Annotated in this window: 27 protein-coding genes and 1 pseudogene; 18 read left to right on the top strand and 10 right to left on the bottom strand. The window is 67.0% G+C overall.

Annotated features, from left to right (window positions below; translation table 11 throughout):
* The first annotated feature begins 97 nt into the window (after positions 1 to 97).
* Positions 98 to 463 carry a DUF2784 domain-containing protein gene (locus PA6_RS15690; protein ID WP_021701922.1) on the top strand — a complete coding sequence of 122 codons (366 nt, stop codon included), beginning with the start codon at positions 98 to 100 and terminating at the stop codon, positions 461 to 463.
* Between the two features lie 101 nt (positions 464 to 564).
* Complete coding sequence (locus PA6_RS15685) at positions 565 to 1,374, top strand: SDR family oxidoreductase (protein ID WP_021701921.1); 810 nt, start codon at positions 565 to 567, stop codon at positions 1,372 to 1,374.
* A gap of 66 nt (positions 1,375 to 1,440) precedes the next feature.
* Here the strand turns inward: PA6_RS15685 and rapA are convergent, their stop codons facing one another.
* Positions 1,441 to 4,290: an RNA polymerase-associated protein RapA gene (gene rapA, locus PA6_RS15680; RefSeq protein WP_043216797.1), complete on the bottom strand. Its 2,850-nt coding sequence runs from the start codon at positions 4,288 to 4,290 to the stop codon at positions 1,441 to 1,443.
* 159 nt (positions 4,291 to 4,449) lie between these two features.
* Between rapA and PA6_RS15675 the strand changes: the two genes are divergently transcribed.
* The 5 genes from PA6_RS15675 to PA6_RS15660 all read left to right on the top strand — a co-directional run bounded on the left by PA6_RS15675 (position 4,450) and on the right by PA6_RS15660 (position 6,862).
* Positions 4,450 to 4,746, top strand: coding sequence for a hypothetical protein (locus PA6_RS15675; RefSeq protein WP_021701919.1), 297 nt, complete (start codon positions 4,450 to 4,452; stop codon positions 4,744 to 4,746).
* 40 nt (positions 4,747 to 4,786) lie between these two features.
* Entirely contained in the window at positions 4,787 to 5,389 is a 603-nt protein-coding gene (locus tag PA6_RS15670; RefSeq protein ID WP_043216808.1) for an alpha-ketoglutarate-dependent dioxygenase AlkB family protein, read from the top strand.
* The gene (locus tag PA6_RS23855) at positions 5,386 to 5,535 is read left to right on the top strand and encodes a hypothetical protein (RefSeq protein ID WP_021701917.1); all 150 of its coding nucleotides are present in this window, start codon (positions 5,386 to 5,388) and stop codon (positions 5,533 to 5,535) included. The genes PA6_RS15670 and PA6_RS23855 overlap by 4 nt, the downstream gene beginning before the upstream one ends.
* Before the next feature lie 123 nt (positions 5,536 to 5,658).
* Positions 5,659 to 5,790, top strand: a complete 132-nt coding sequence (ccoM, locus tag PA6_RS24265) for a cytochrome c oxidase subunit CcoM (protein ID WP_043216795.1) — start codon at positions 5,659 to 5,661, stop codon at positions 5,788 to 5,790.
* A 205-nt stretch (positions 5,791 to 5,995) separates the two neighbouring features.
* A complete protein-coding gene (locus PA6_RS15660; RefSeq protein WP_021701915.1) occupies positions 5,996 to 6,862 on the top strand; it encodes a glycosyltransferase family protein in 867 nt (288 codons plus the stop codon).
* Between the two features lie 42 nt (positions 6,863 to 6,904).
* Here PA6_RS15660 and PA6_RS15655 read toward each other — a convergent pair whose 3' ends face one another.
* The 4 genes from PA6_RS15655 to PA6_RS15640 form a co-directional block, all read right to left on the bottom strand.
* Entirely contained in the window at positions 6,905 to 8,347 is a 1,443-nt protein-coding gene (locus PA6_RS15655; protein ID WP_021701914.1) for a SulP family inorganic anion transporter, read from the bottom strand.
* Between the two features lie 175 nt (positions 8,348 to 8,522).
* Entirely contained in the window at positions 8,523 to 9,086 is a 564-nt protein-coding gene (locus PA6_RS15650; protein ID WP_021701913.1) for a COG3904 family protein, read from the bottom strand.
* Between the two features lie 74 nt (positions 9,087 to 9,160).
* Positions 9,161 to 9,994, bottom strand: a complete 834-nt coding sequence (locus PA6_RS15645; RefSeq protein ID WP_021701912.1) for a tetratricopeptide repeat protein — start codon at positions 9,992 to 9,994, stop codon at positions 9,161 to 9,163.
* 103 nt (positions 9,995 to 10,097) lie between these two features.
* The gene (locus PA6_RS15640; protein ID WP_021701911.1) at positions 10,098 to 10,802 is read right to left on the bottom strand and encodes a glutathione S-transferase N-terminal domain-containing protein; all 705 of its coding nucleotides are present in this window, start codon (positions 10,800 to 10,802) and stop codon (positions 10,098 to 10,100) included.
* Positions 10,803 to 10,975: 173 nt separating this feature from the next.
* Here PA6_RS15640 and PA6_RS15635 point away from each other — a divergent pair, with 173 nt between their 5' ends.
* The 4 genes from PA6_RS15635 (at position 10,976) to PA6_RS15620 (ending at position 13,126) form a co-directional block, all read left to right on the top strand.
* Positions 10,976 to 11,413, top strand: a complete 438-nt coding sequence (locus PA6_RS15635) for an HIT family protein (protein WP_021701910.1) — start codon at positions 10,976 to 10,978, stop codon at positions 11,411 to 11,413.
* 76 nt (positions 11,414 to 11,489) lie between these two features.
* Entirely contained in the window at positions 11,490 to 12,263 is a 774-nt protein-coding gene (locus tag PA6_RS15630) for a substrate-binding periplasmic protein (RefSeq protein WP_021701909.1), read from the top strand.
* Positions 12,264 to 12,359: 96 nt separating this feature from the next.
* The gene (locus PA6_RS15625; protein WP_021701908.1) at positions 12,360 to 12,797 is read left to right on the top strand and encodes a hypothetical protein; all 438 of its coding nucleotides are present in this window, start codon (positions 12,360 to 12,362) and stop codon (positions 12,795 to 12,797) included.
* Positions 12,798 to 12,823: 26 nt separating this feature from the next.
* Positions 12,824 to 13,126: a hypothetical protein gene (locus PA6_RS15620; protein WP_021701907.1), complete on the top strand. Its 303-nt coding sequence runs from the start codon at positions 12,824 to 12,826 to the stop codon at positions 13,124 to 13,126.
* 99 nt (positions 13,127 to 13,225) lie between these two features.
* On the opposite strand, the gene PA6_RS15615 is transcribed toward PA6_RS15620, so the two are convergent.
* Together PA6_RS15615 and PA6_RS15610 are read right to left on the bottom strand one after the other, a co-directional pair.
* On the bottom strand, positions 13,226 to 13,837 hold the full coding sequence (locus tag PA6_RS15615; protein ID WP_021701906.1) for a LysE family translocator: 612 nt from the start codon (positions 13,835 to 13,837) through the stop codon (positions 13,226 to 13,228).
* 7 nt (positions 13,838 to 13,844) lie between these two features.
* Positions 13,845 to 14,480, bottom strand: coding sequence for a LysE family translocator (locus tag PA6_RS15610; RefSeq protein ID WP_021701905.1), 636 nt, complete (start codon positions 14,478 to 14,480; stop codon positions 13,845 to 13,847).
* Positions 14,481 to 14,841: 361 nt separating this feature from the next.
* On the opposite strand from PA6_RS15610, the pseudogene PA6_RS23755 reads away from it, so the two are divergent.
* The 4 genes and pseudogenes from PA6_RS23755 to PA6_RS15595 form a co-directional block, all read left to right on the top strand.
* Positions 14,842 to 15,960 (top strand): annotated as a pseudogene (locus tag PA6_RS23755) (beta-ketoacyl-ACP synthase III); the annotation flags it as partial.
* Positions 15,961 to 15,975: 15 nt separating this feature from the next.
* Positions 15,976 to 16,584 carry an RNA polymerase sigma factor gene (locus tag PA6_RS23750; protein WP_162149684.1) on the top strand — a complete coding sequence of 203 codons (609 nt, stop codon included), beginning with the start codon at positions 15,976 to 15,978 and terminating at the stop codon, positions 16,582 to 16,584.
* Entirely contained in the window at positions 16,578 to 16,808 is a 231-nt protein-coding gene (locus tag PA6_RS15600) for an anti-sigma factor family protein (RefSeq protein ID WP_021701903.1), read from the top strand. The genes PA6_RS23750 and PA6_RS15600 overlap by 7 nt, the downstream gene beginning before the upstream one ends.
* 121 nt (positions 16,809 to 16,929) lie before the next feature.
* Positions 16,930 to 17,952 carry an alpha/beta fold hydrolase gene (locus PA6_RS15595; RefSeq protein WP_021701902.1) on the top strand — a complete coding sequence of 341 codons (1,023 nt, stop codon included), beginning with the start codon at positions 16,930 to 16,932 and terminating at the stop codon, positions 17,950 to 17,952.
* 7 nt (positions 17,953 to 17,959) lie between these two features.
* Here the strand turns inward: PA6_RS15595 and glpD are convergent, their stop codons facing one another.
* Both glpD and PA6_RS15585 read right to left on the bottom strand, forming a co-directional pair.
* Complete coding sequence (glpD, locus tag PA6_RS15590) at positions 17,960 to 19,480, bottom strand: glycerol-3-phosphate dehydrogenase (protein WP_021701901.1); 1,521 nt, start codon at positions 19,478 to 19,480, stop codon at positions 17,960 to 17,962.
* A 127-nt stretch (positions 19,481 to 19,607) separates the two neighbouring features.
* Positions 19,608 to 20,366 carry a DeoR/GlpR family DNA-binding transcription regulator gene (locus tag PA6_RS15585; protein ID WP_021701900.1) on the bottom strand — a complete coding sequence of 253 codons (759 nt, stop codon included), beginning with the start codon at positions 20,364 to 20,366 and terminating at the stop codon, positions 19,608 to 19,610.
* A gap of 150 nt (positions 20,367 to 20,516) precedes the next feature.
* On the opposite strand from PA6_RS15585, the gene ybaK reads away from it, so the two are divergent.
* The 3 genes from ybaK to PA6_RS15570 all read left to right on the top strand — a co-directional run bounded on the left by ybaK (position 20,517) and on the right by PA6_RS15570 (position 23,367).
* Complete coding sequence (ybaK, locus tag PA6_RS15580; protein WP_021701899.1) at positions 20,517 to 20,987, top strand: Cys-tRNA(Pro) deacylase; 471 nt, start codon at positions 20,517 to 20,519, stop codon at positions 20,985 to 20,987.
* Between the two features lie 71 nt (positions 20,988 to 21,058).
* Positions 21,059 to 22,546 (top strand): glycerol kinase GlpK, encoded by a 1,488-nt coding sequence (gene glpK / locus PA6_RS15575; protein WP_021701898.1) that lies wholly within the window; start codon positions 21,059 to 21,061, stop codon positions 22,544 to 22,546.
* Positions 22,547 to 22,587: 41 nt separating this feature from the next.
* Positions 22,588 to 23,367, top strand: a complete 780-nt coding sequence (locus PA6_RS15570) for a substrate-binding periplasmic protein (protein WP_021701897.1) — start codon at positions 22,588 to 22,590, stop codon at positions 23,365 to 23,367.
* 3 nt (positions 23,368 to 23,370) lie between these two features.
* Here PA6_RS15570 and PA6_RS15565 read toward each other — a convergent pair whose 3' ends face one another.
* Positions 23,371 to 24,153 (bottom strand): type IV pili methyl-accepting chemotaxis transducer N-terminal domain-containing protein, encoded by a 783-nt coding sequence (locus tag PA6_RS15565; protein WP_021701896.1) that lies wholly within the window; start codon positions 24,151 to 24,153, stop codon positions 23,371 to 23,373.
* Positions 24,154 to 24,246 lie beyond the last annotated feature (93 nt).

The following is a 24,246-nucleotide window of genomic DNA, read 5'->3' as shown; positions in this document are numbered from 1 at the left end:
TAGCTTCCGCGTTCTGACGCTAACTTATTGAAAGCACGCAATAAAGTGAGTGCTTCTGGCTGTTCCAACTTTTCCCGGGTTATGCGAGTTCTCAATTATGTGGTTGCGTCTGGCCGCCGATGCGTTGGTGTTGCTGCACCTGTTGTTCATCCTGTTCGTGCTGGCCGGAGGCCTGGCGGTGCTGCGCTGGCCACGCCTGGCTGTGCTGCACCTGCCGGCGGCGGCCTGGGGCGCAGCGGTGGAGTTGCTGCACCTGTACTGCCCGCTGACCCCGCTAGAGAACCGCCTGCGTCAGGCGGCAGGGCAGGCCGGCTATGACGGCGGCTTTGTCGAGCACTACCTGATTCCGTTGATCTACCCGGCCGGGCTGACCCCGCAGCTACAGATCTGGCTGGGTGGTGGGGTGCTGCTGGTCAACGGGATCATCTATGCCTGGCTCCTGACGCGCCTGTCGAGGCGCTAGGCGCTCTTCTGGGCTGTCATTCAGCGGCCTGATACAGCGTCGCCGCCGGGGTCGGCTTGGCTACACTCGCCACAACCTCACTACAGAACAAGGCAAGCAGTATGCAAAACCGCATGATGATCACCGGCGCCGGTTCCGGTCTGGGACGCGAGATCGCCCTGCGCTGGGCCCGTGAGGGCTGGCGTCTGGCGCTGTGCGACGTGAACGAGCAGGGCCTGGCCGAGACCCTGAAGCTGGTCCGCGAGGCCGGTGGCGACGGCTTCACTCTGCGCTGCGACGTGCGCGACTACAGCCAGCTGACTGCCGTGGCGCAGGCTTGCGAGGAGCGCTTCGGTGGCCTCGACGTGCTGGTCAACAACGCCGGCGTGGCCGCCGGTGGCATGTTCGCCGACCTCAGCCTGGAAGACTGGGACTGGCAGCTGTCGATCAACCTGATGGGCGTGATCAAGGGCTGCAAGGCCTTCCTGCCGCTGCTGCGCGCCAGCCAGGGCAAGATCATCAACATCGCCTCCATGGCCGCGCTGATGCAGGGTCCGGCGATGAGCAACTACAACGTGGCCAAGGCCGGCGTGGTGGCGCTCTCGGAGAGCCTGCTGATCGAACTCAAGCCCGAGGGCGTGGCGGTGCATGTGGTCTGCCCGTCGTTCTTCCAGACCAACCTGCTGGACTCCTTCCGCGGCCCCACCCCGGAGATGAAGCAGCAGGTCGGCAAGCTGCTGGAGGGCAGCCCGATCAGCGCCGCGGATATCGCGGGCTACATCTACGACGAGGTGGCCAAGGGCGAGTTCATGATCCTGCCGCACGAGCAGGGCCGCGTGGCCTGGGCGATCAAGCGGCAGAACCCACAGATCATCTACGACGAGATGACCGTCATGTGCGAGAAGATGCGCGCCAAGCTGGGCGCCAGCTGATTCGCGCGGGTATGAAAAAGGGCAGCCGAGGCTGCCCTTTTTGTTGCTGGCCGGAATAGGGCGGGCTTAGCCCGCCACCAGTACGCGGATCGCCTCCAGGCGCAGGGCCGCCTTGTCGAGGAAGGCCAGGCCGCTCTCGCGCTGCTTGCGCAGGGCTTCGATCTCGGCCGGGCGCACGCTCGGGTTGACTGCCTGCAGTGCGCTCATGCGGGCGATTTCCTCGTCCAGGGTGGCGGTGAAGCGCTGCCGTGCCTCTTCCACGCGGCTGCTGTGGCGCGGCGCGATCTTCGCCTCGGCGGCATTGATCTGCTTGGCCAGCACGTCACGCTGGGCCTGCACGAACTTGTTGGCGCTGGCGCGTGGTACGGTCTCCAACTGGTCGTTGAGGGTGTCGAAGGCGACCTTGCTGGCCAGGTCGTTGCCGTTCGGGTCGAGCAGGCTGCGCAGCGCCACCGGCGGCAGGAAGCGGCCCAGCTGCAGCGCCTTGGGCGCCACCACTTCGCTGACATACAGCAGTTCCAGCAGCACGGTGCCGGGCTTGAGCGCCTTGTTCTTGATCAGCGCCACCGCGGTGTTGCCCATCGAGCCGGACAGCACCAGGTCCATGCCGCCCTGCACCATGGGATGTTCCCAGGTGAGGAACTGCATGTCCTCGCGAGCCAGGGCCTGGTTGCGGTCGTAGGTGACGGTGACCGCTTCGTCGTCGCCAAGCGGGAAGCTGGCGTCCAGCATCTTCTCGCTGGGGCGCAGCACCAGGGCGTTCTCGGAGTGGTCCTCGCTGTCGATGCCGAAGGCGTCGAACAGCTCCTCCATGTAGATCGGCAGGGCGAACTGATCGTCCTGTTCGAGGATTTCCTCGACCAGCCGCTCGCCCTCGCCGGCGCCGCCGGAGTTGAGCTCCAGCAGGCGGTCACGGCCGCTGTGCAGCTCGCCTTCAAGGCGTTCGCGTTCGGCGGTGGCCTCGCTCAGCAGAGCATTCCAGGCGCCCTCGGCGTGGTCTTCCAGCAGCGGCAGCAGGCGCGGGCCGAACTGGTGCTGCAGGGCGTTGCCGGTCGGGCAGGTATTGAGGAAGGCATTCAGCGCCTGGTGGTACCACTGGAACAGGCGCTCCTGCGGGCTGTCCTCGAGGTAGGGCACGTGCAGCTGGATGGTGTGCTTCTGGCCGATGCGGTCGAGACGGCCGATGCGCTGCTCCAGCAGGTCCGGGTGGGCCGGCAGGTCGAACAGCACCAGATGGTGGCTGAACTGGAAGTTGCGGCCTTCGGAGCCGATCTCGGAACAGATCAGCACTTGGGCGCCGAATTCCTCGTCGGCGAAGTAGGCGGCGGCGCGGTCGCGCTCGAGGATGCTCATTCCCTCGTGGAACACCGTGGCGGGGATGCCGGAACGTACGCGCAGGGCGTCTTCCAGGTCCAGCGCGGTTTCGGCGTGGGCGCAGATCACCAGCACCTTGAACTTCTTGAGCATCTTCAGGGTGTCGATCAGCCAGTCGACGCGCGGGTCGAAGCGCCACCAGAATTCGTCATCGCCCTGCGCCTGGTAGCGTACCTCGGGGTACAGCTCGGCGTGTTCGCCCGGCTCCAGCGCGGCGTACTGCTCGGGGTTGGGCAGCGGGTAGGGGTGCAGCAGGCGCTCGGGGAAGCCCTGCACGGCGGCGCGGGTGTTACGCAGTAGTACGCGGCCGGTGCCGTGGCGGTCCAGCAGCTCGCGGATCAGCCGCGCGGCGGCCTCGCTGTCGCCGTCGCTGACGGCGCCCAGCAGCGCTTCGCCCTCGGCGCCGAGGAAGCGCGCGATGGTGGCATGCGCCTTCTCGGACAGGCGGCCCTCGTCGAGCAGCTCCTGCACCGCTTCGGCCACCGGGCGGTAGTTGGCGCTCTCGGCACGGAAGGCGTCGAGATCGTGGAAACGGTCCGGGTCGAGCAGACGCAGGCGCGCGAAGTGGCTTTCCAGGCCCAGTTGCTCCGGGGTGGCGGTGAGCAGCAGCACGCCGGGGATGACTTCGGCCAGCTGCTCGACCAGGCGGTATTCGTCGCTGGCCTTCTCCGGGTGCCAGACCAGGTGGTGCGCCTCGTCGACCACCAGCAGGTCCCAGCCGGCGGCGAAGGCGGCGTCCTGGGCCTTGTCGCTGTCCTTCAGCCACTCCAGGGAGACCAGCGCCAGCTGGGTGTCCTCGAAGGGGTTGTCGGCATCGCTTTCGGCGAAGCGTTCGGCGTCGAACAGCGCCACCTGCAGGTTGAAGCGCCGGCGCATCTCCACCAGCCACTGGTGCTGCAGGTTCTCCGGAACCAGGATCAGCACGCGGCTGGCACGGCCGGAGAGCAGCTGGCGGTGGATCACCAGGCCGGCCTCGATGGTCTTGCCGAGGCCCACTTCGTCGGCCAGCAGCACGCGCGGGGCGATGCGGTCGGCGACCATGCGCGCGATGTGCAGCTGGTGGGCGATCGGCTGGGCGCGGGCGCCGCCCAGGCCCCACAGGCTGGACTGCAGCAGGCGGCTCTGGTGCTCCAGGGTGTGGTAGCGCAGGGCGAACCAGTTCAGCGGGTCGATCTGCCCGGCGAACAGGCGGTCGCTGGCCAGGCGGAACTGGATGAAGTTGGACAGCTGGGTTTCCGGCAGGCTGACCGGGCGGTGTTCGGCGTCGAAGCCGTGGTAGACCAGCAGGCCGTCGATGTCCTCGACTTCCTGCACGGTCAGCTTCCAGCCCTCGAAGTGGGTGATCTCGTCGCCCGGGGCGAAGCGCACGCGCGTCAGCGGGGCGTTGCGCAGCGAGTACTGGCGGGTTTCGCCGGTGGCCGGGTAGAGCACGGTGAGCAGGCGGCCGTCGGAAGTGAGGATGGTGCCCAGGCCGAGTTCCGCCTCGCTGTCGCTGATCCAGCGTTGCCCCGGTTGGTACTGCACAGTGCCACTACTTGCCATGAAATGCCCCAGCTGCGAAAAAAGCCGCGTATGTTAGCGGAACGCTGCGTCGAGGGCGACGGTCCACGGAATCAACGCAGGCGTCCCGAGTCGAAAGTGTAGCCGGTTCAAGTTGGGTACCGTCCGGCCGACAGCTGGGTTAACCACGGAGAAATGTCGATGCTGCCGCCCATTCCGCATAGCCTGGCCCCGGTGACCGCCCAGCAGGACGTGCCCAAGCCGCGTCCGGACATTCCGCCGGTCACCCCGCCCAGCGAAAGTGCCAAGGAAAGCGCCATCGAACTGGACCGGCGCCACCCGCAGGAGGCGGAAATGCTGCTCTACGAGGAGCAGCGCCGGCGCCAGCGGCGTGGCTACAGCGCCGAAGAGCTGGCCGAAGGCGAAGTCGAGGAAGGCGACGAGAAGCTGCTGGAAGAGCTGCCACGCCAGGGCCTGTGGGTGGATGTGGAGGTCTGATCGTCGGACAATGCCCGCCCACTCCTTTATCGCGACTGCCGTGGACCTGTTCTCCGCTTCCCCCATCGACCTGCCCGGTGCCGAGCTGGACTTGCGGCCGCACTGGCTGGATGCCACCACTGCCACCGCCTGGTTCACCGAGCTGGCCCGCGACACGCCCTGGGAGCAGCCACAGCTGTTCATCCACGGCCGCCATCTGGCCGTGCCGCGCCTGCTGGCCTGGTATGGCGACCCCGAGGCCAGGTACCGCTATTCCGGCCTGGAGCACCAGCCGCTGCCCTGGACACCGCTGCTGGCGGAGATTCGCACACGGGCACAGGATGCCTGCGGGCGGCCATTCAACGCCGTGCTGCTCAACTATTACCGCGACGGCAACGACTCCATGGGCTGGCACAGCGACGACGAGCCGGAGCTGGGGCGCGATCCGCTGATCGCCTCGCTGAACCTCGGCGGCACCCGGCGTTTCGACCTGCGCCGCAAGGGCACCACGCGCATCGGGCATTCGCTGGAGCTGGGCGACGGATCGCTGCTGGTCATGGGCGGCCAGACGCAGCATCATTGGCAGCATCAGGTGGCCAAGACCCGCAAGCCGGTGGCGCCACGCATCAACCTGACCTTTCGTCTGATCCGGGGCCGAGCATGAGCGACGAAAAGCTGATCGACTTCACTGCCGAGCGCGGCAAGCGCATCCACGACCTGCACGACAAGAAGCTCGACGAGATGCGCCAGGCCTTTGAACAGGCCCTGCCGCTGCCCAAGGGCAAGTCCAAGCCCAAGAAGAAGCGCTGAGCCTGTCTGCGGCGCCCTGTCGCGGCGCCCATCTCACCGGACATTGATCCGGATCAATTCCCGCCGCCGTGCCTCCTCTACTCTGAAGCCATGCAAGACAAGGCGCAGCTCAAGGAGGCAGCCATGTTCATCGACACAGTAGTTCTCGCCGGTATCGGTACGGTCGCGCTGATGGTCGCCTTCTTCGGCGGCGTCGGTCTCTTCATCTGGAAGGACTCGCACAAAAAGGCCAAGGCGACCACCAAGGCCGAGTGATCCTTCCGCAACAGTGCACGCAAGGCATTTAGGGCGACTTCGGTCGCCCATTTTTTTGCCTGTGCTCGGGTGACCCTTCGGTCCCTGGGGCGATGGGCAGGGCGGGTCGTCTGGCGGCCATCTCCTGTCGCGGGATTTGGCGGTATCATGCCGGCCTTTGGGCACTGCTGCGTGCCACGACGACTGCCAGTAAAGGATGAGGGAAATGACGGAGACCATTCGCGTATTCGTGGGCTGTGACCCGAACGACTGCGATCTGGAACAGATGATGGTGCTGGACTACAGCATCCGCAAGCACTGCTCGCAGCCGGTGGAGATCACCTGGATGCAGCTGTCGCGCGATCCGCAGAGCTTCTGGTACTCCAACCCCGAGCAGCAGCAGGGCTGGCGCACCGAGGCCTGGACCACGCCGTTCTCCGCCTTCCGCTGGGGCATCCCGGCGTTCTGCGGCTACCAGGGCAAGGCCATCTACATGGACACCGACGTCATGGTGCTGTGCGACCTGGCGCAGATGTGGAACCTGGCGTTCGAGCCGGGCAAGGTGGTGATGGCCAAGGGCGGCGAGGAGTCCTGGCGCTTCTGCGTGTCCATGTGGGACTGCGCCGAGGCGCAGAAGCACCTGCCGCCGATCGAGGACCTGCGTGGCAAGCCGGAGATCCACCAGCAGCTGAAGAAGTACTACAAGAAGCACACCGAGGTGATCCAGCCGTTCGATACCCAGTACAACAACATCGACGGCGAGAACACCCCGATCGAGCAGATCAAGATCCTCCACTACTCGGACATGGGCACCCAGTTCTCGCACAAGATCTCCTTCCCGCGCCTGGAGCGCGAGGGGCGCAAGCACTGGTTCGATGGCACCGTGATGCCGCACCCACGGCAGGACCTGCAGGCGCTGTTCGAACGCCTGTACCAGGAGGCGCTGGATGCCGGCTACAGCCTGGACAACTACCGCATGCAGCAGGTGTTCGGGGCGTTCCCCAAGTACTCGCAGAAGACCTACTCGGGCAACTCGGTGACCCGGCCCAAGCACTGGTGGAAACGCCTGTTCCGCAAGAAGGCCAAGGCCTGACAGCACTGCGGCGCCCTCGGGCGCCGCAGTCGTTTTAGCTCTTCAGTCGTGGGCGCCGGCGCGCTTGAGCAGCTGCTTGCAGCGCTCGGACAGGTGCACCACGCGCAGGTGTTTGCCGGCGCGGCTGTAGCGCTCGCGCAGGGTCTTCAGTGCAGCGATGGCCGAGTAGTCGACGAAGCTCAGGTGACGGCAGTCGAGGGTCACCTGCTGCGGGTCGTCGGCCACCTCGAACAGGTTGAGGAAGGGCGTGGTGCTGGCGAAGAACAGCGTGCCGTGTACGCGGTACAGCTTGCTGCCGTCGGCCTGGATGTCGCTGTCGGCGTACAGCTCGCGGGCGTGGTGCCAGGCAAAGTTCAGCGCGGCGATGACGATGCCGCAGAGCACGGCGGTAGCCAGGTCGGTGAACACGGTGATGATGGTCACGGCGGCGATCACCAGGGCGTCGCTGAGCGGCACCTTGCCGAGCACGCGCAGCGAGCCCCAGGCGAAGGTCTGCTGCGACACCACGAACATCACCCCGACCAGCGCGGCCAGTGGGATCAGCTCGATCAACGGGGCCAGGAACAGCACGAACAGCAGGATCATCACCCCGCTGACTACGCCGGACAGGCGGCCGCGGCCACCGGAGCTGAGGTTGATCACCGTCTGCCCGATCATCGCGCAGCCGCCCATGCCGCCGAAGGCGCCGGACACCACGTTGGCGGCGCCCAGGGCCACGCACTCGCGGTTGGTGTGGCCGCGGCTCTGGGTGATCTCGTCGGTGAGGTTCAGCGTGAGCAGGGTTTCCAGCAGGCCGACCAAGGCCATCAGCGCCGCATAGGGGGCGATGATGCGCAGGGTTTCCAGGTTCCACGGAATGTCCGGCAGTGCGAACTGCGGCAGGCCGCCGGCGATCTGCGCCATGTCGCCGAGGGTGCGCGTGGGCAGGTCGAGCAGGTACACCAGCAGGCCGACGCCGAGGATCGCCACCAGCGCCGGCGGCACCGCGCGGGTCAGTTTCGGCAGCAGGTAGACCACCGCCATGGTCAGGGCCACCAGGCCGAGCATCCAGTACAGCGGCGTGCCCTTGAGCCAGCCACCGTCGGCATGGAAGTGTTCCAGCTGCGACAGGGCGATGACGATGGCCAGGCCGTTGACGAAGCCGAGCATCACCGGGTGCGGCACCATGCGCACCAGCTTGCCCAGGCGCAGCATGCCGAACAGGATCATCAGCACCCCGCCGAGCAGCACGGTGGCCAGCAGGTACTGTACGCCGTGCTGCACCACCAGGGCGACGATGACCACCGCCATCGAGCCGGCGGCACCGGAAATCATCCCCGGGCGGCCGCCGAACAGGGCGGTGATCGTGCAGATGATGAAGGCGCCGTACAGGCCCATCAGCGGGTTGAGCTGGGCCACCAGGGCGAAGGCGATGCACTCGGGCACCAGGGCGAAGGACGAGGTGAGGCCGGCCAGGATGTCGGCGCGCAGACGGGCGATTTTCATGGGCTTACCCAGGGTGAGCCGGCGGGCGCCGGCCAGGTGAGGCGGATGCGAAAGGATGCGGATGGTACGCAATTGGCGCGTTTCGGGCCAGCGCGCAGCCGGCATGGCAGGCCGGTTTGGGGCGGCGCGGGCGGGTCAGCAGCCGCGTGCGGTCCTGCCGCGGCATCCGCGCATGTCAGTGCAGGCGATAGCGTTTCAGCTCTGCGGGAGTGAGCACCTTCATCCGCTGCGGCTCGATCGCCTGCATGTCGGCGACCAGGCTGGGCGCCACGCCCATGTCGCGGAAGTAGCCGGCGCTGTTGTAGGGCATGCCGGCACGGCTGGCCTGGGCGGACTCGCCGGCAGGGAAGTGCGGGCGGTGCAGGCCGACGTGGCCGCGCACGGTCTTCTTGCGGCCGGCGGCCAGCAGGTAGATGCAGCTGCCCTGGCACACGCCCTTGGCGGGCACCAGGGTTTCGAAACCGGTCTCGCGCAGCAGGCGGCCCATGCGCATGGCTTCGGCGGCGCTGCCGCCGATGCTGTCGAGCAGGAGGATCTTGCGCGCGAACTTGCCGGGGTGGGCGCGCAGGGCCTTGAGCGTGGCGTCGTAGTCGCCGGGGGCGATGTCCTCGGAAACCTTGACGATGAGAATGTTGCCAAGGTTCTTCTGCTGCGCGGCCTCGACCTCCACCTTGGCGAGGGCGGGGTTGAGGCAGAGGGCGGCGAAGCCTGCAAGGGCGATGCGAAGGTGACGGCTCATGGGGCGGTGATTCTGGCTGCTACGACAGGGCGCAGAAGATACCCGGAGCCGCGCGCGCATGCACCTGCCTGCGCTCAGGGCTGGCTGTCCGGGCAGCTGGCTTCGGCGCGGATCAGTTGGCGCGTGCCCCAGTTCTCTGCGCGTACGTACCAGGGTTCGGCGCTGTCATCGAGCTGGGCGATGGCGTCCGGGTGGCCGCTGGCGGCGGCTTTCTCCAGCCACAGACGGTTCTGGTCCTGATCCAGCGGCACAATGTTGCCGAAGCTGTAGGCTTCGGCGAGTGCGTACTGGGCCTGCGGCAGCCCGCCCGCGGCGGCCCGGCACAGCCATTGCGCGGCCTTGGCGTCATCGCGGGCATAGTGCAGGGCGAGGTCGTCGCCACCGACGGCATCCAGATCGCTCTCCTCGACCAGGTCGCTGCGGTACTGCTCGCTGAGCAGGTACTGGGCTTCCAGGTGGCCTCGCTTGGCCGCCGTTTCGAGCCAGAACATGGCGCCGATGCGGTCCTGGCTGCCCGACTTCCAGGCCAGCAGGTAGCGGCCCAGTTCGGCCTGCACCTCGACCAGGCCGCGCTCGGCAGCGTCGGCCAGCCACTTCTCATAGAGTGCCTGCTGCACGAGGTTCTCGGATTGCCGATAGAGCTCCAGCAGACGCTGGTCGGAGCTGGTGTCGCCCTGGCTGGCGGCCAGCAGGTAGTAGAAGCGTGCCGTCATGTAGCGCTCGCCGCTGTCGGCATAGCGTGCCACGGCCAGGCTGGAGCACAGATCGCCCTGCCTGGCGCGCTCGGCCAGGGCGTCGAGTTCGTCCTGTTCGATATCGGGGTTCGCGATGCAGCTATCGGTGGCGGCTTGGGCGGTCAGGCCGTGGAGCAGGGCGAGGGTGCAGGCGAGAGCGAAGACGTGGCGCATATGGATTCCTTCCATGGAACGGGCGCCGGGCTGTGCTTTGCGCGCGGCATGCGGGCGACCTTAGCCAAGCTGGAGGCGCCCGACAAGCCATGGCCAGCGGCCGTCAGCCTCGCGCCGGAATACTCAGCCCACGCTGCACCGCCGGGCGCGCGAGGAAGGCGTCGAGTACGCGGCGCACATTGGCAAAGCGCTCGAACTGCACCAGTTCGCCAGCCTCGTAGAAACCGACCAGGTTGCGTACCCAGGGGAACAGGGCGATATCGGCGATGCTGTAGTCCTGGCCCATCATCCAGTCGCGGTCCTGCAGATGCTGGTCGAGCACACCGAGCAGGCGGGCGGATTCGGCCACGTAACGGTCGCGCGGGCGCTTGTCGGCGTAGTCGCGGCCGGCGAATTTGTGGAAGAAACCGAGCTGGCCGAACATCGGGCCGATGCCGCCCATCTGGAACATCAGCCACTGCAGGGTCTGGTAGCGCCGGGCCGGGTCACGGGCCAGCAGCTGGCCGGTTTTCTCGGCCAGGTAGAGGAGGATGGCGCCGGACTCGAACAGCGCCAGTGGTTCGCCGCTGGGCCCGTTGGGGTCGAGGATGGCGGGGATCTTGTTGTTCGGGTTGAGCGAGAGGAACTCGGGGCTGAACTGGTCGTTGCTGTCGAAGCTGACCAGGTGTGGCTCGTAGGTCAGGCCGGTCTCTTCCAGCATGATCGACACCTTGACCCCGTTGGGCGTGGGCAGCGAGTACAGCTGCAGGCGTTCGGGGTGCTGGGTGGGCCATTTGCGGGTGATGGCGAAGGCGGACAGGTCGGACATGGAATTCCCTGTGGACGTTGGGTGGTGCCGTCATCAGAGCATCCGACGCGGATGCGCTGAAATCGAACCTTTTGCTAGTGGCCATCGACCCGGCTGATTCGGCCAAGGTTTCCTGCGCGTGGCGGAGCCGGTATGGTGCGGGCTTTCCTCAATCGGGTCACGGAGCCTTCAGCATGAGCCTGCACGGTCAATACGATGAGCAGAACATCTTCGCCAAGATCATTCGCGGTGAGGCGCCCTGCTACAAGCTGTACGAGGACGAGGACGTGCTCGCCTTCCTCGACCTGTTCCCGCAGTCCTACGGTCACTGTCTGGTGATTCCGAAGAACGCGCCGGCACGCAACATCCTGGAGATCGACGACGCCAACCTGGCCAAGGTGATGGCCGTGGTGCGCAGGCTGACCCAGGCGGTGGTGGACGAGCTGCAACCGGCCGGCGTGCAGGTGGCGCAGTTCAACGGCGCCCCGGCCGGGCAGACGGTGTTCCATATCCATATGCATATCGTGCCGCGCTACGAGGGCGACACGCTCGGCATTCACGCCAGCCAGCAGGCCGATGCGGCGCAGCTGCAGGCTCTGCAGGCACGGTTGGTGAAACGCCTGCAAGGCTGAGACGGGGCGTCGTCGGCGCGGGGTAGCGAAGCCGGCATCTATACTGGGTGGACATGGTGGCAGTCGGAGCTGTCTGATGTTTCGCACCCTGATCCTGAGTCTGTTGCTCGGCGTACCGCTGAGCGCCGCGCATGCCGAGGAGCACCTGACCCTGTGCCATGAAGACCGCGACTCCTACCCCTGGGTGTTGCGTGATGGCGGCGGGCTCAATGTGGAGTTGCTGGCGCAGGTCGCCGAGGCATTGCAGTTGCGCCTGCAGTTCGTCGCCGTGCCCTGGAAGCGCTGCCTCGCCGGGCTGGAGGATGGTCACTACGACGGCGCCTTCGCCGCCAGTTTCAAGACCGAGCGGCTGGCGATGGGACGCTATCCGACCACCGCCGAGGGCGATCTGGACGTGAGCAAGCGCCTGCACCTGTCCCTCTACGCGCTGTACCGGCGGCGTGGCGATCAGCTCGGCTGGGACGGTCAGCGACTGCTCGGCCTGCAGGGGCGTATCGGTTCGCTGAGCGGTTTTTCCATCGTCGACTTCCTGCGCCAGCACGGCGCCGAAGTCGACGAGACCAGCCGCGACCCGCTGGAGTTGCTGCACATGTTGCGTATGGGCCGGGTGCAGGGCGTGGCGCTGCAGGCGCCGCGTGCCGACCAGCTGCTGAGCCAGCACGCCGACCTGGCTGCCGGGGTGGAAAAGATCGCCCTGCCGCTGGAGCAGAAACCCTATTTCCTCATGCTGTCGCATGCGCTGGTGGCCGAGCGACCGGCACTGGCGGCTGCGCTCTGGTCGGAGATCGAGCGCCAGCGCGATTCGACAAAGTACCAGTTGCGCGAGATGGAGTTCTTCCGGCAGCGCTGACGGAGCGGTTTGCGACCGAGTGTGTCCGGCACTTGAGTGCCGGCGCGCGCGCGGTCAATACTGGGCCGACACCACGCTCGCCCAAGGAGGGCATCCATGCGCCGTATTCTCGCCGTTCTACCCCTGGTTCTGCTGGCCGGCTGTTCGTCGTTCCGCCCCGATGCCGAGAACATCACACCGGTGCCGGGCGATCGCCTGCTGGCCTATCAGGACGAGTTCCAGAATGGCGGCCGGCTGGTGGTCAATCGCGACATGGGGCTGATGGGCGGCGGTTGCTACGTGGCCATCGAAGTCGACCGCAAGCTGGCGGCACGCATCGGCATGGCCGAGGTGGCGAGCTTCCAAGTGCCTGCGGGTACCCGCGTGCTGGGGCTGACCCTCGACCCGCTGGACGACACCCTCTGCGGCATGGGGCGTCTGCACAAGGAGCTGGCCGTCAAGGTTGCACCGGGTAGTACCCAGTACTTCCACATCGTCAGCGAGAACAGGGGCGGCTTCGATCTGCGCCCTGACGCCAACCCGCCGCAGCCCTGATACCGGCACCCAGCGAGGACATCCGTATGCGCCATCTGCCGCGTATCGTCGTGATCGCGTCGCTGTTGGCCGGCTTGCCGGTACAGGCGGCGGAATGGCCTCCGGGAGTGCGCGATACCTTCCACAAGAGCTGTGTGGAGAGTGCCGGGCAACCCCTGGGGCAGGAGCGCGCGCAGCGCTATTGCCAATGCACGGTGGCGCGCATCGACCGCGACTTCAGCGCCAGCGAGGTCGCCGCGCTGGAGCAGGCCGAACTCCCCGAGCCGCTGATCAAGCGCCTGCAGCAGGTGTCGCAGCAGTGCCTGGAGGCACTGGGCGGGCAAGGCTAGCGATAGCGCGCGAGGATGGCGTCGAACTCGCCATCCTCATGGCGCGCAGCAGTGCCATGCCCGGCACGTCCGGCAAGTCATGGTAATACTCAGCTGTGCCTAGCGGGTCAGCGGCAGGGCCAGGCCCATGGCGGCGAACAGCCCGCCACAGCAGCGGTTGAAGCCGCTTCCGGCCCGCTCCAGCCAGGGGCGGGTGCGCTGGGCGGTGCGTGCCAGCAGGTATTCGACGATGCCTTCGACGATGGCGAAGGTGCCCGCCATCACCGCGAACTGCAGCCACAGGCTGCGCGTCGGGTCGAGGAACTGTGGCAGGAAGGCGCCGAAGAACAGGATCACCTTGGGGTTGGACAGCGCCGACAGCAGGCCCTGGCGAAACAGTTGTACGCCGGGGCGCGGCGCTGCCGCCTGCAGTGGCGTGAGGTGCAGGGGTGGTGCCCGCCACAGCTGGATACCGAGCCAGATCAGGTAGGCGGCGCCCAGCCACTTGAGCACCAGCAGGGCATGCGCGGAGGCCTTGAGCAGTGCCGCCAGGCCGAACATCGACAGCGCCATCAGCAGGACGAACCCGAGCATGCCGCCGCTGATCGTCCATAGGGCGCGACGGTGGCCGTAGAGCGCACCGTGGGTGAGGGCCAGCAGGCCGTTGGGGCCTGGCGTCAGCGACAGGCCGAAGACGGCGGTGAGGTAGATCAGCCAGGTATGCAGGGCCATGCGCGGTTCAGACCCTGTCGGCCAGCGCCAGCTTCACCCCGAGCAGGGTGAACAGCCCGCCGGTGCCGCGCTGCAGCCACAGGCCGAGGCGCTGGCCGACGCGCAGGCGTTGCTGGGCGAAGGCGGTGCTCAGGGCCAGGAAGTGGCACCAGAGCATGCCGTTGATGTTGAAGATGGCACCCAGGAGGAGGAAGGCCAGTGCCTTGTGCTCGGCGTCCGGGCTGATGAACTGCGGCACGAAGGCGAGAAAGAACAGCGCCACCTTGGGGTTGAGCACATTGGTCAGGAAGCCCTGGGCGAAGATGCGGCCATAGGGCAGCGCCGGCAGCTCGCTGGCAGGTGCCTGCGGCTCCTGGCGCCGGGCCAGCAGCATGCTGATGCCGATGTACAGCAGGTAGGCGGCACCGATCAGCTTGACCACCATGAACGCCGTGGCGGAGGTGGCGAGCAGGGCGGACATGCCCAGCGCGGCGGCGAGGATGTGCACGCAGGTGCCGGCGCCGATGCCCAGTGCCGCCGCCGAGCCGGCACGCCAGCCCTGGGTGGCGCTGCGCGCCATGATCAGCAGCGAGTCGGGGCCGGGCGCCATGTTCAGGAGCAGGCCGGAGATGACGAACAAGGCGAGGTCGTGAGTGCCGAGCATGGCGGGCTCCTTACCGAGGGACAGGTGATTCTGCGCCTTTCCTGAGATGGCGGTCAAAACACGCGAGCCCGTCGAGAATGCTGCGATAGCGGCGTTTTTGCCGACAATCGCCCTATATCTCCTGTGTCTTTCTGGCCTGATCGTGCATCTCCCTATCATCGAGCGGCGTGCCGCCAGTCGGTGTCGCTTCGCCGTGGCAGCGCCGCAGGGCCCGGCTATGGCACACTCCGCGTTTTGCAGCGCCACGTGCCTCTGCCTGGTTCGGGCCAGCGCTGCAACCGAATTCGCGCCATCGGCCGTTGCCGTGGTGCCGCCGACAAGCCAGCCGCTCCGGGCGGCCACAGAAGAAGAGGAATGTCCCGTGCACAAAGCCGTAATCAGTGGCACTGGCCTGTATACCCCCGCCAACAGCATCTCCAACGACGAGCTGGTGGCTTCCTTCAATGCCTATGTTCAGCAGTTCAATGCCGACAACGCTGCCGCCATCGAGCGCGGCGAGGTCGAGGCGCTGAGTGAATCGAGCAGCGCCTTCATCGAGAAGGCTTCCGGCATCAAGAGCCGCTTCGTCATCGATAAGGACGGCATCCTCGACCCGCAGCGCATGGTGCCGCGCATCCCCGAGCGTTCCAACGACGAGTGGGGCATCCTCTGCGAGATGGCCGTGGGCGCCGCCAGGGAAGCCCTCGAGCGCGCCGGCCGCAGCGTGGCCGATATCGACGGCGTGATCGTCGCCTGCTCCAACCTGCAGCGTGCCTACCCGGCCGTCGCCATCGAAGTGCAGGCTGCCCTCGGTATCAACGGCTGGGGCTACGACATGAACGTGGCCTGTTCCTCCGCCACCTTCGGCATCCAGGCCGCGGTCAACGCCGTGGCTACCGGCCAGGCCCGCGCGGTGCTGATGGTCAACCCGGAGATCTGCACCGGCCACCTGAACTTCCGCGACCGCGACAGCCACTTCATCTTTGGCGACGCCGCCACTGCGGTGATCATCGAGCGTGCCGATCAGGCCACCTCCAAGCATCAGTGGGACATCCTCGGTACCAAGCTGCTGACCCAGTTCTCCAACAACATCCGCAACAACTTCGGCTTCCTCAACCGCGCGGCGGAAGAGGGCATTGGTGCCAAGGACAAGCTGTTCGTCCAGGAAGGCCGCAAAGTGTTCAAGGATGTCTGCCCGATGGTGGCCGAGCTGATCGGCGCCCACCTGGCGGAGAACCAGCTCAACGTCGGCGACGTCAAGCGCTTCTGGCTGCACCAGGCCAACCTCAACATGAACCTGCTGATCGCGCGCAAGCTGCTCGGCCGTGACGCCGAAGCCCACGAGGCGCCGGTGATCCTCGATACCTACGCCAACACTAGCTCCGCCGGCTCGGTGATCGCCTTCCACAAGCACCACGACGATCTGCCGGTCGGCAGCCTGGGCGTGCTCAGCTCCTTTGGCGCCGGCTACTCCATCGGCAGCGTGATCCTGCGCAAGAAGGGCTGGTCAGCCGGCATGGCCGAGGCCGACGCCGAACTGCTCGCCCGCCTGCTGGCTGGCGAGCAGCGGGCGTTTCGTGAACTGGTCTCGACCTACCAGGGCGCGATGCGCGCGGTGGCCTATGCCATCGTCGGCAGTCGCAATGCCGACGAGGTCGTGCAGGATGCCTGGCTGGCCGTGGTGCGCAACCTGGACGGCTTCCAGCAGCGCGCCAGCCTGAAGACCTGGCTGCTGACCATTACCGCCAACACCGCCAAGAGCCGTCTCAAGCAGCAGCGCCGCGAGCCGCTGCTCGATGACCTGCCGGCGCCGCATGGCAGCGTCGGCGCCGAGCGCTTCGCCGAGGATGGCCACTGGCAGACGCCACCCAGTCAGTGGGAGCTGGATACGCCCGAGGCCCTGCTGGCCGAGGCCGAGCTGCGCGAGTGCCTGGAAAAGACCATCGCCAGCCTGTCGGAGATGCAGTCCAGCGTGCTGCTGCTGCGCGAGCGGCAGGGCCTGGAGCCCGAGGAGATCTGTAATCTTCTCGATCTCTCGCTCTCCAATGTGCGTGTCCTGTTGCACCGTGCCCGGCTCAAGGTGTTCGCCACGCTTGAGCATTTCGAGGAGACCGGCCAATGCTGAGCTGCAAGGACCTGGTGGAACGCTCCAGCGACTATCTCGATGGCCAGTTGCGCCTGCGCGAGCGCCTTGGCGTGCGTGCGCACCTGGCGATGTGCGTGCATTGCCGGCGCTTCATCCGGCAGCTGAAGCTGAGCCAGGCGGTGCTGCGCCAGCTGCCGGAAAAGCCCGTTGCCGAACTGGATGCGCTGGCCGAAAAGCTCGCCCGGCAACGCCGCGAACCCTGATTCAGAGCGGGTCACTACCGTTCGGCGGGCTTCATCAAATTGTCATCGAACTGTGGCAGCGCGTGTCGATGATCATCCGCAGACTCGCGTTCTACTGGGTTGCTGCGTTCCGGATATTGCCATGCGAGTTCTACTTTTCCTCGCCGCGCTCGCGTGCGGCCTGTCTGCCTTTGCTGCCAACCGTTGCGACACCGCCGTGGCCGTCGGCCGGGTTGATGTTGGCGAGGTGCGCCTGGCCTACCAGAGTGTCGGTCGCGACAGCGATCCGGCCTTGCTGCTGGTCATGGGGCTGGGCGGGCAACTGATCCACTGGCCTGATGACGTGGTCGAGCGCCTGTGCCGGCAGGGTTTCCGGGTCATCCGTTTCGATAACCGCGATGTTGGTCTGTCCACCTGGGTGGCGCCGGCGCCGGAGGCCAGCCTGGGCTTTGCCGTGCTGCGTTATCGCCTCGGCCTGTCGGTGCAGGCGCCCTATACGCTGCGGGACATGGCCGGGGATTCGCTGCGGCTGATGGATGCCCTCGGCATCCAGCGCTTCCACCTGCTGGGGGCGAGCATGGGCGGGATGATTGCCCAGCACATGGCCGACCTGGCGCCGCAGCGGGTCGAGAGCCTGACCCTGCTGATGACCAGCTCCGGTGCGCCCGGCCTGCCGGCGCCCAGCCCGCAGCTGCTGGAGCAGCTGGCCCGACGCGAGGCGCCCGATCGGGCCGCGGCCATCGCGCAGCAGGCCGATCTGCTGGCGGCGCTGGGCAGTCCGCAATTGCCCAGCGATCGCGCACAGCTGCTGCACGAGGCCGAGCGCAGCTACGACCGTGCCTTCAATCCGCAGGGGGTACAGCGGCAGATCCTGGCGATCCTCGCCGAGCCGAGCCGGGTGGAACTGCTCGAGCGCCTGCGCGTGCCGACGCTGGTGGTGCATGGCACCGCCGACCCGCTGCTGCCGGTGATGCACGGTGTGCATGTGGCCGCGCATGTCCGGGGCAGCGAGCTGAAACTGATTCCCGGCCTGGCCCATCGCTTCCAGGCAGCTTTCCGCGAGCCCCTGCTGGCCGCCGTGCTGCCCTACCTGCGTGAGCGTCGGATGGAAGAGGTACAGCTGGCGCAGAGCGCGCAGCCGTCGCCCACGCGCTCGCCCTTGTGATCGTTGTTCAGATTCCCTGGGCGCGCGGCAGGGCCTGGCGGCTGAGCAGGTAGTCCTGCAGGCGGGTCTGCTGGCCCGGCGTCATGAACAGGCCCAGCTTGGTGCGGCGCCAGAGGATGTCCTCGGCCTGCATCGCCCATTCCTCGCGGCACAGGTACTCCACTTCACGGGTGTACAGGCCGGCGCCCAGGTGCTCGCCAAGTTCGCTCTGGCGTTGCACGCCATCCAGCAGGCGCCAGGTGCGGCTGCCATAGGTGCTCACCCAGCGCTCTGCCAGTTCGCGGTCGAGCCAGCCGAAACGGGCGATCAGCTGCTCGGCCAGCTTCTCGCGGCTGTCCATGTTCTCGCCGCCGGGTAGTGGCGCCTTGGCGGTCCAGGCCGGGCACAGGTGCGGGAAGTTCGGCGCCAGCAGCTCCATGGCCGACTCGGCGAGCTTGCGGTAGGTGGTCAGCTTGCCGCCGAACACCGACAGCAGCGGCGCCTCGCCAGGGGCACCGGCCAGCGACAGGGTGTAGTCGCGGGTGATGGCCGAGGGCTGGTCGGACTCGTCGTCGCACAGCGGGCGTACGCCGGAGTAGCTGTGCAGGATGTCGCCAGGCGTCAGCTGCTTGCGGAAGTGGGCATTGACCACCTTGAGCAGGTAAGCGGTTTCCTCTTCGCTGATGCTTACCTTGGCCGGATCGCCCTGGTATTCGCGGTCGGTGGTGCCGATCAGGCTGAAGCGCTCCAGCCAGGGAATGACGAAGACGATGCGCTGGTCCTCGTTCTGCAGGATGTAGGCCTGTTCCTGGTCATGCAGGCGCGGCACCACGATATGGCTGCCCTGGATCAGGCGGATGCCGTAGGGCGACTTCTGCTTGAGGTCGTCCTGCAGGAACTTCGCGACCCAGGGCCCGGCTGCATTGACCAGGGCGCGGGCGCGGGTGGAGAACAGGCTGCCGTCGGCGCGTTCCAGGTGCAGGTGCCACAGACCCTTGCTGCGCCGTGCGCTGACGCAGCGGGTGCGGGTGTGGATGTGCGCGTGGCGCTCGCGCGCGGCCATGGCGTTGAGCAGCACCAGGCGGGCATCGTCCACCCAGCAGTCGGAGTATTCGAAGCCACGCAGCATTTCCGCCCGCAGTGGGCTGCCGGCGCCAAAGCGCACGCCGTGCGAGCCCGGCAGTTTCTCGCGCTTGCCCAGGTGGTCGTAGAGGAACAGCCCGGCGCGGATCATCCAGGCCGGGCGCAGGTGCGGACGGTGGGGGAGGATGAAGCGCATCGGCTTGACGATGTGCGGCGCCTTGGCCAGCAGCACCTCGCGCTCGGCCAGAGCCTCGCGCACCAGGCGGAACTCGTAGTGTTCGAGGTAGCGCAGGCCGCCATGGATCAGTTTGCTGCTGGCCGATGAGGTGTGCTGGGCCAGGTCGTCGCGTTCGCAGAGGAATACCGACAGCCCGCGCCCGGCCGCATCGGCGGCGATGCCGACACCATTGATGCCGCCACCGATCACGGCGAGATCGTAGATTTCAGCGATAGGGGGCGTCGGCATGGCAAGGCACTCTGAGTTGTAATGTGAACGCAATAATGTTCGATAGTGAAAATATGCTAGCGAAGCGTGTGCGCTTTCGCTAGTCCGAAAGCACGCCGGGTATCGGAAGGGTGACGGGTGTCCGGGCTCAGACGAGGTGCAGCTGAATCTTCTGCTCGTGCAGCAGGCGGCCCAGGCTGGCGGTGGGGGGCGCGTCGGTGTAGAGGTGGTCGATCAGGGCGATCGAACCCAGGCGCACCACCGCGTTGCGCCCGAACTTGCTGGAGTCGGCGGCCAGCAGGACCTGGCGAGCGTTGTCGATGATGGCCTGGGAGACCCGCACCTCCTGGTAGTCGAAGTCGAGCAGGCTGCCGTCCTCGTCGATACCGCTGATGCCGACGATGGCGAAGTCGACCTTGAACTGCTGAATGAAATCCGCCGCCGCCTGGCCCACCACGCCGCCGTCGCTGCGCACGCTGCCGCCGGCCACCAGCACTTCGAAATCGGCCTTGTCGGCCAGGGTGGCGGCCACGTGCAGGTTGTTGGTGATGACCTTGAGGTGCCGGTGGCCGAGCAGGGCGCGGGCCACCGCCTCGGTGGTGGTACCGATGCTGATGAACAGCGAGGCATGATCGGGGATGCTCGCGGCGATGGCTTCGGCAATCCGCTGCTTCTCGTCGCGCATCTGCCCGGCGCGCATGGCGTAGGCGGTGTTCTGGATGCTCGAGGCCTCGCTCGCCGCGCCGCCGTGGGTGCGCCGCAGCAGGCCTTGCTCGGCCAGCTGGTTGATGTCGCGGCGGATGGTCTGCGGGGTCACCGCAAAGGCCTGGGCCAGCTCGTCGATGCTGACGTAGCCACGCTCGCGGGCACGTTCGAGAATGCTTTGCTGGCGGGGAGGGAGGCTCATGGGCTTTCCTTTTTTATCGGCCGGCGGATTATAACGAGGCGTGGCGGTTGTGCGACGCTCGGGGTAGGCCCCGGTGTGATGCGCGGAACTGCTTCCCGCCGTTTTTTCCGTTAATGTACGCGCCTTCGTCGGAAATTTTCGAATTCGAACATGACTCCCGCCATCGATCTATTGAAGAAAGCCAAGGCCGAACACCGGGTACACAGCTACCAGCACGACCCCAAGGCGCCGTCCTATGGTCTGGAAGCGGCCGAGAAACTGGGCCTGGACCCGGCCCGGGTGTTCAAGACCCTGCTCGCGGCGACCGAGAAGGGCGAGTTGCTGGTGGCCGTGGTGCCGGTGGCCGGTACCCTCGACCTCAAGGCCCTGGCGCATGCCGCGGGAGCCAAGAAAGCCGACATGGCCGACCCGCAGCTGGCGCAGCGCAGCACCGGCTACCTGGTGGGCGGCATCAGCCCGCTGGGGCAGAAGAAGCGCCTGCGCACTTTCATCGACGAGAGTGCCCGCCAGCATCCGACCATCCACGTCAGCGCCGGGCGGCGCGGACTGGAGGTGGAGCTGGCGGCCGAGGTGCTGGCCCAGCACACCCAGGGCAGTTTCGCCGCCATCGGGCGGGAGTGACCGGCTCCCTCACCCTCGGCCCCTCTCCCGCCGGGGGAGGGGTGTGAACGAATAACAACAAGGAAAACCGTATGTCCCAATACCTGCTTGCCATCGACCAGGGCACCACCAGCTCCCGCGCCATTGTCTTCAGTGCCCAGGGTCTGCCCCTGGCCAGTGCCCAGCGCGAGTTCAAGCAGTACTTCCCCAAGGATGGCTGGGTCGAGCACGACGCCGAAGAGATCTGGCTGAGCACCCTCCAGGTCTGTCGTGAAGTGCTGGCCAGCAAGGGGCTCAGGGCCGAGGAGGTGCTGGCCATCGGCATCACCAACCAGCGCGAGACCACCATCGTCTGGGATGCCGCGACCGGCACACCGATCCATCCGGCCATCGTCTGGCAGGACCGCCGCACCGCCGACTACTGTGCCGGGCTGAAAGCCGCCGGTCACGAAGCGCGGGTGGCGGAGAAGACCGGCCTGCTGATCGACCCCTACTTTTCCGCCACCAAGCTGCGCTGGATTCTCGACAGCGTGCCCGGCGCCCGCGAGCGCGCCGAGCGCGGCGAACTGCGCTTCGGCACCGTCGACTGCTTCCTGCTGTGGCGTCTGAGCGGTGGCAAGTCGCATCGCACCGACGCCAGCAATGCCTCACGCACCCTGTTGTTCAACATCCACAGCCAGCAGTGGGACGAGGAGCTGCTGGCACTGTTCGACATTCCGCGCAGCCTGCTGCCGGAGGTGCTCGACTGCGCCGCCGATTTCGGCAGCACCCAGCCCGAATTGCTCGGCGCCGCTATCCCGGTGCTGGGCATGGCCGGCGACCAGCAGGCCGCGCTGATCGGCCAGGCCTGCTTCCAGCCCGGCATGGTCAAGAGCACCTATGGCACCGGTTGCTTCATGATCCAGAACACCGGCGCCACCCCGGTGGTGTCGCAGAACCGCCTGCTGACCACGGTCGGCTACCGCCTGAACGGCCAGGTCAGCTACGCGGTGGAGGGCAGCATCTTCGTCGCCGGCGCGGCCGTGCAGTGGCTGCGCGACGGCATCAAGCTGATCGGCCATGCGCGTGACACCGAGGCCCTGGCCGAGCAGACCGGCGATGCCTGTGGCGTCTACCTGGTGCCGGCCTTCACCGGCCTGGGCGCACCCTACTGGGACCCCAAGGCGCGCGGTGCCATCTTCGGCCTGACCCGCGACACCGGGATCAAGGAGATCGTCACCGCCGGCCTGCAGTCGGTCTGCTACCAGACCCGCGACCTGCTGGAAGCCATGCACCGGGATGGCGCCGCCGAACCCAGTGCCCTGCGCGTGGACGGCGGCATGGTGGTGAACAACTGGGTCATGCAGTTCCTCGCCGACATCCTCGGCGTGCCGGTGGAGCGCCCAGAGGTGACCGAGACCACCGCCCTTGGCGTGGCCTATCTGGCTGGCCTGCAGGCCGGGCTGTACCGCGACCTGGAGGAGATCGCCAGCCACTGGCACCGCCAGCAGCGCTTCGCCCCGCGCATGGCCGGCGAACACCGCGACAAGCTGTATGCCGGCTGGCTGGATGCGGTGAAGCGGGTACGCAGCGAGGCGTGAAGGTGGTGCAAGGAAGTCATCGCTCCCGTTGAGGTCGCTGCATGCAGCTGCGCCGTCGCCTGCCGATCCTTTCGCTGCTCGCCTGCCTGGCGCTGAGTGCGGCCGGCGTGGCGCGTGGCGAGACGCTGGTGATCGCCGCCGATCTCTGGTGCCCGATCAACTGTGCGGCGGACTCGCCCAGGCCGGGCATCTTCGTCGAGCTGGCGCGTGACATCTTCGCCGAAGCCGGTATCCAGGTGCGCTACGAGACGCGCAACTGGGCGCGAGTGCTGCAGGAGGTGCGCCGTGGCGATATCAACGCGGCGATCGGCGCCGGCTATGAAGATGCGCCCGATTTCCTGTTTGGCGCGACGCCGGTGGCACTGTCGCGCAACTGTTTCTACACCCGGCGGGACTCCACCTGGCGTTACGCCGGCGTCTCGTCGTTGCCGGCCGTGCGTCTCGGCGTGATCAACGACTACAGCTACGGCGAGCCGATCAACGCCTACATTGCCGGGCCACACGCCCAGCGGGACCGGGTGCAGGTGGCTGCCGGCGACAATGCGCTCGACCTCAACCTGACCAAGCTGAGTCACGGCCGGCTGGATGCCGTGCTGGAAAACAGTTGGGTAGTCCAGTCGCGGCTGGCCGAGCTCGGCCACAGCGGTGAGCTGCGCGAGGCCGGTTGCCGCGAACCGAATGTGCCGATCTATCTGGCCTTCTCGCCGGCGCGCGCGGACAGCGCCCGCTATGTCGAACTGTTCGAGCAGGGGCTGCAGCGCTACCGGGCCGATGGGCGCCTGCAGGCGCTGCTCGGCAAGTACGGCGTCAGCGAGCGCTAGGCGTCAGGATTTCTCCTGCATCACCGCGGCATAGGCGCTGGTCAGCTCGTTCATCTGCCACAGCAGCGTCTCGGTGGTGGTGGTGATCACCGTCGGCACATAGCGCGCGTCGGCGGAAAGCTGGAAACCGGCGCGGGCGAAGCGCCACTGGGCCTCGACCTTCTGCAGCGCTGCGGCGATCTGCGGGGTGTTCTGCTCGGCGCTCAGCAACTCCTGCTGGGCGGCTTCGAATTCGCCGGTGGCCTGCTGCAGCTGTTGCTCCAGGCCCTCGACCGGCAGCCGCCAGCTGAGTGCCAGGTAGAGCTTGGCGATGCGCTGGCTGAGCATGCGCTGGCGCCCGCTGCGGTTGACCAGGCGCGCCCCGGCGCTGCCGGTGTGGGCCTCGATCAGCTGCACCAGCGCCTCGCTCTGCGCCAGCAGCTGGTCGCTGAGTGCCAGCAGGAGCACCGCCTGCTCGCGGGTTGGGCGCGACAGGGCCAGCTCGCGGTAGTGCTGCCAGCATTCGCCGACCTGCTCCAGAGCGGCGCCGATCTCGGCGCTGGGCGCGTATTCGGCCAGCGCCTGGTAGTTGTTTTCGAAGCGCGCCACGCTCTGGTCCAGCTGCTGCAGCGCCTGTTCGCTGCGCACCTCGGCGCCGATCATCAGGTAACTCTTGGCGATACGCTGGCTGAGCATGCGCTGCATGCCGGACAGATTCATCGCCTCGGCATCATCGATAGCCGCCCACGCCGGCGGGCAGAGCAGCGTCCAGGTCAGGCCGAGCAGCAGAACAACACGACTCATCATGAGAACCTCCAGAGGCACAGGCTCGGGCCATGTGCCGCAGACGAGAGATGGCCGTACGGCTCACGCCGTACGGCCGGTTCGTTGGGGATCAGT

Source organism: Aquipseudomonas alcaligenes NBRC 14159 (genome assembly GCF_000467105.1).
In the GTDB taxonomy this organism is placed as follows: Bacteria; Pseudomonadota; Gammaproteobacteria; order Pseudomonadales; family Pseudomonadaceae; genus Aquipseudomonas; species Aquipseudomonas alcaligenes.
Note: the sequence above shows the minus strand (reverse complement) of the source record. Positions and strands in the feature narration are given on the sequence as shown.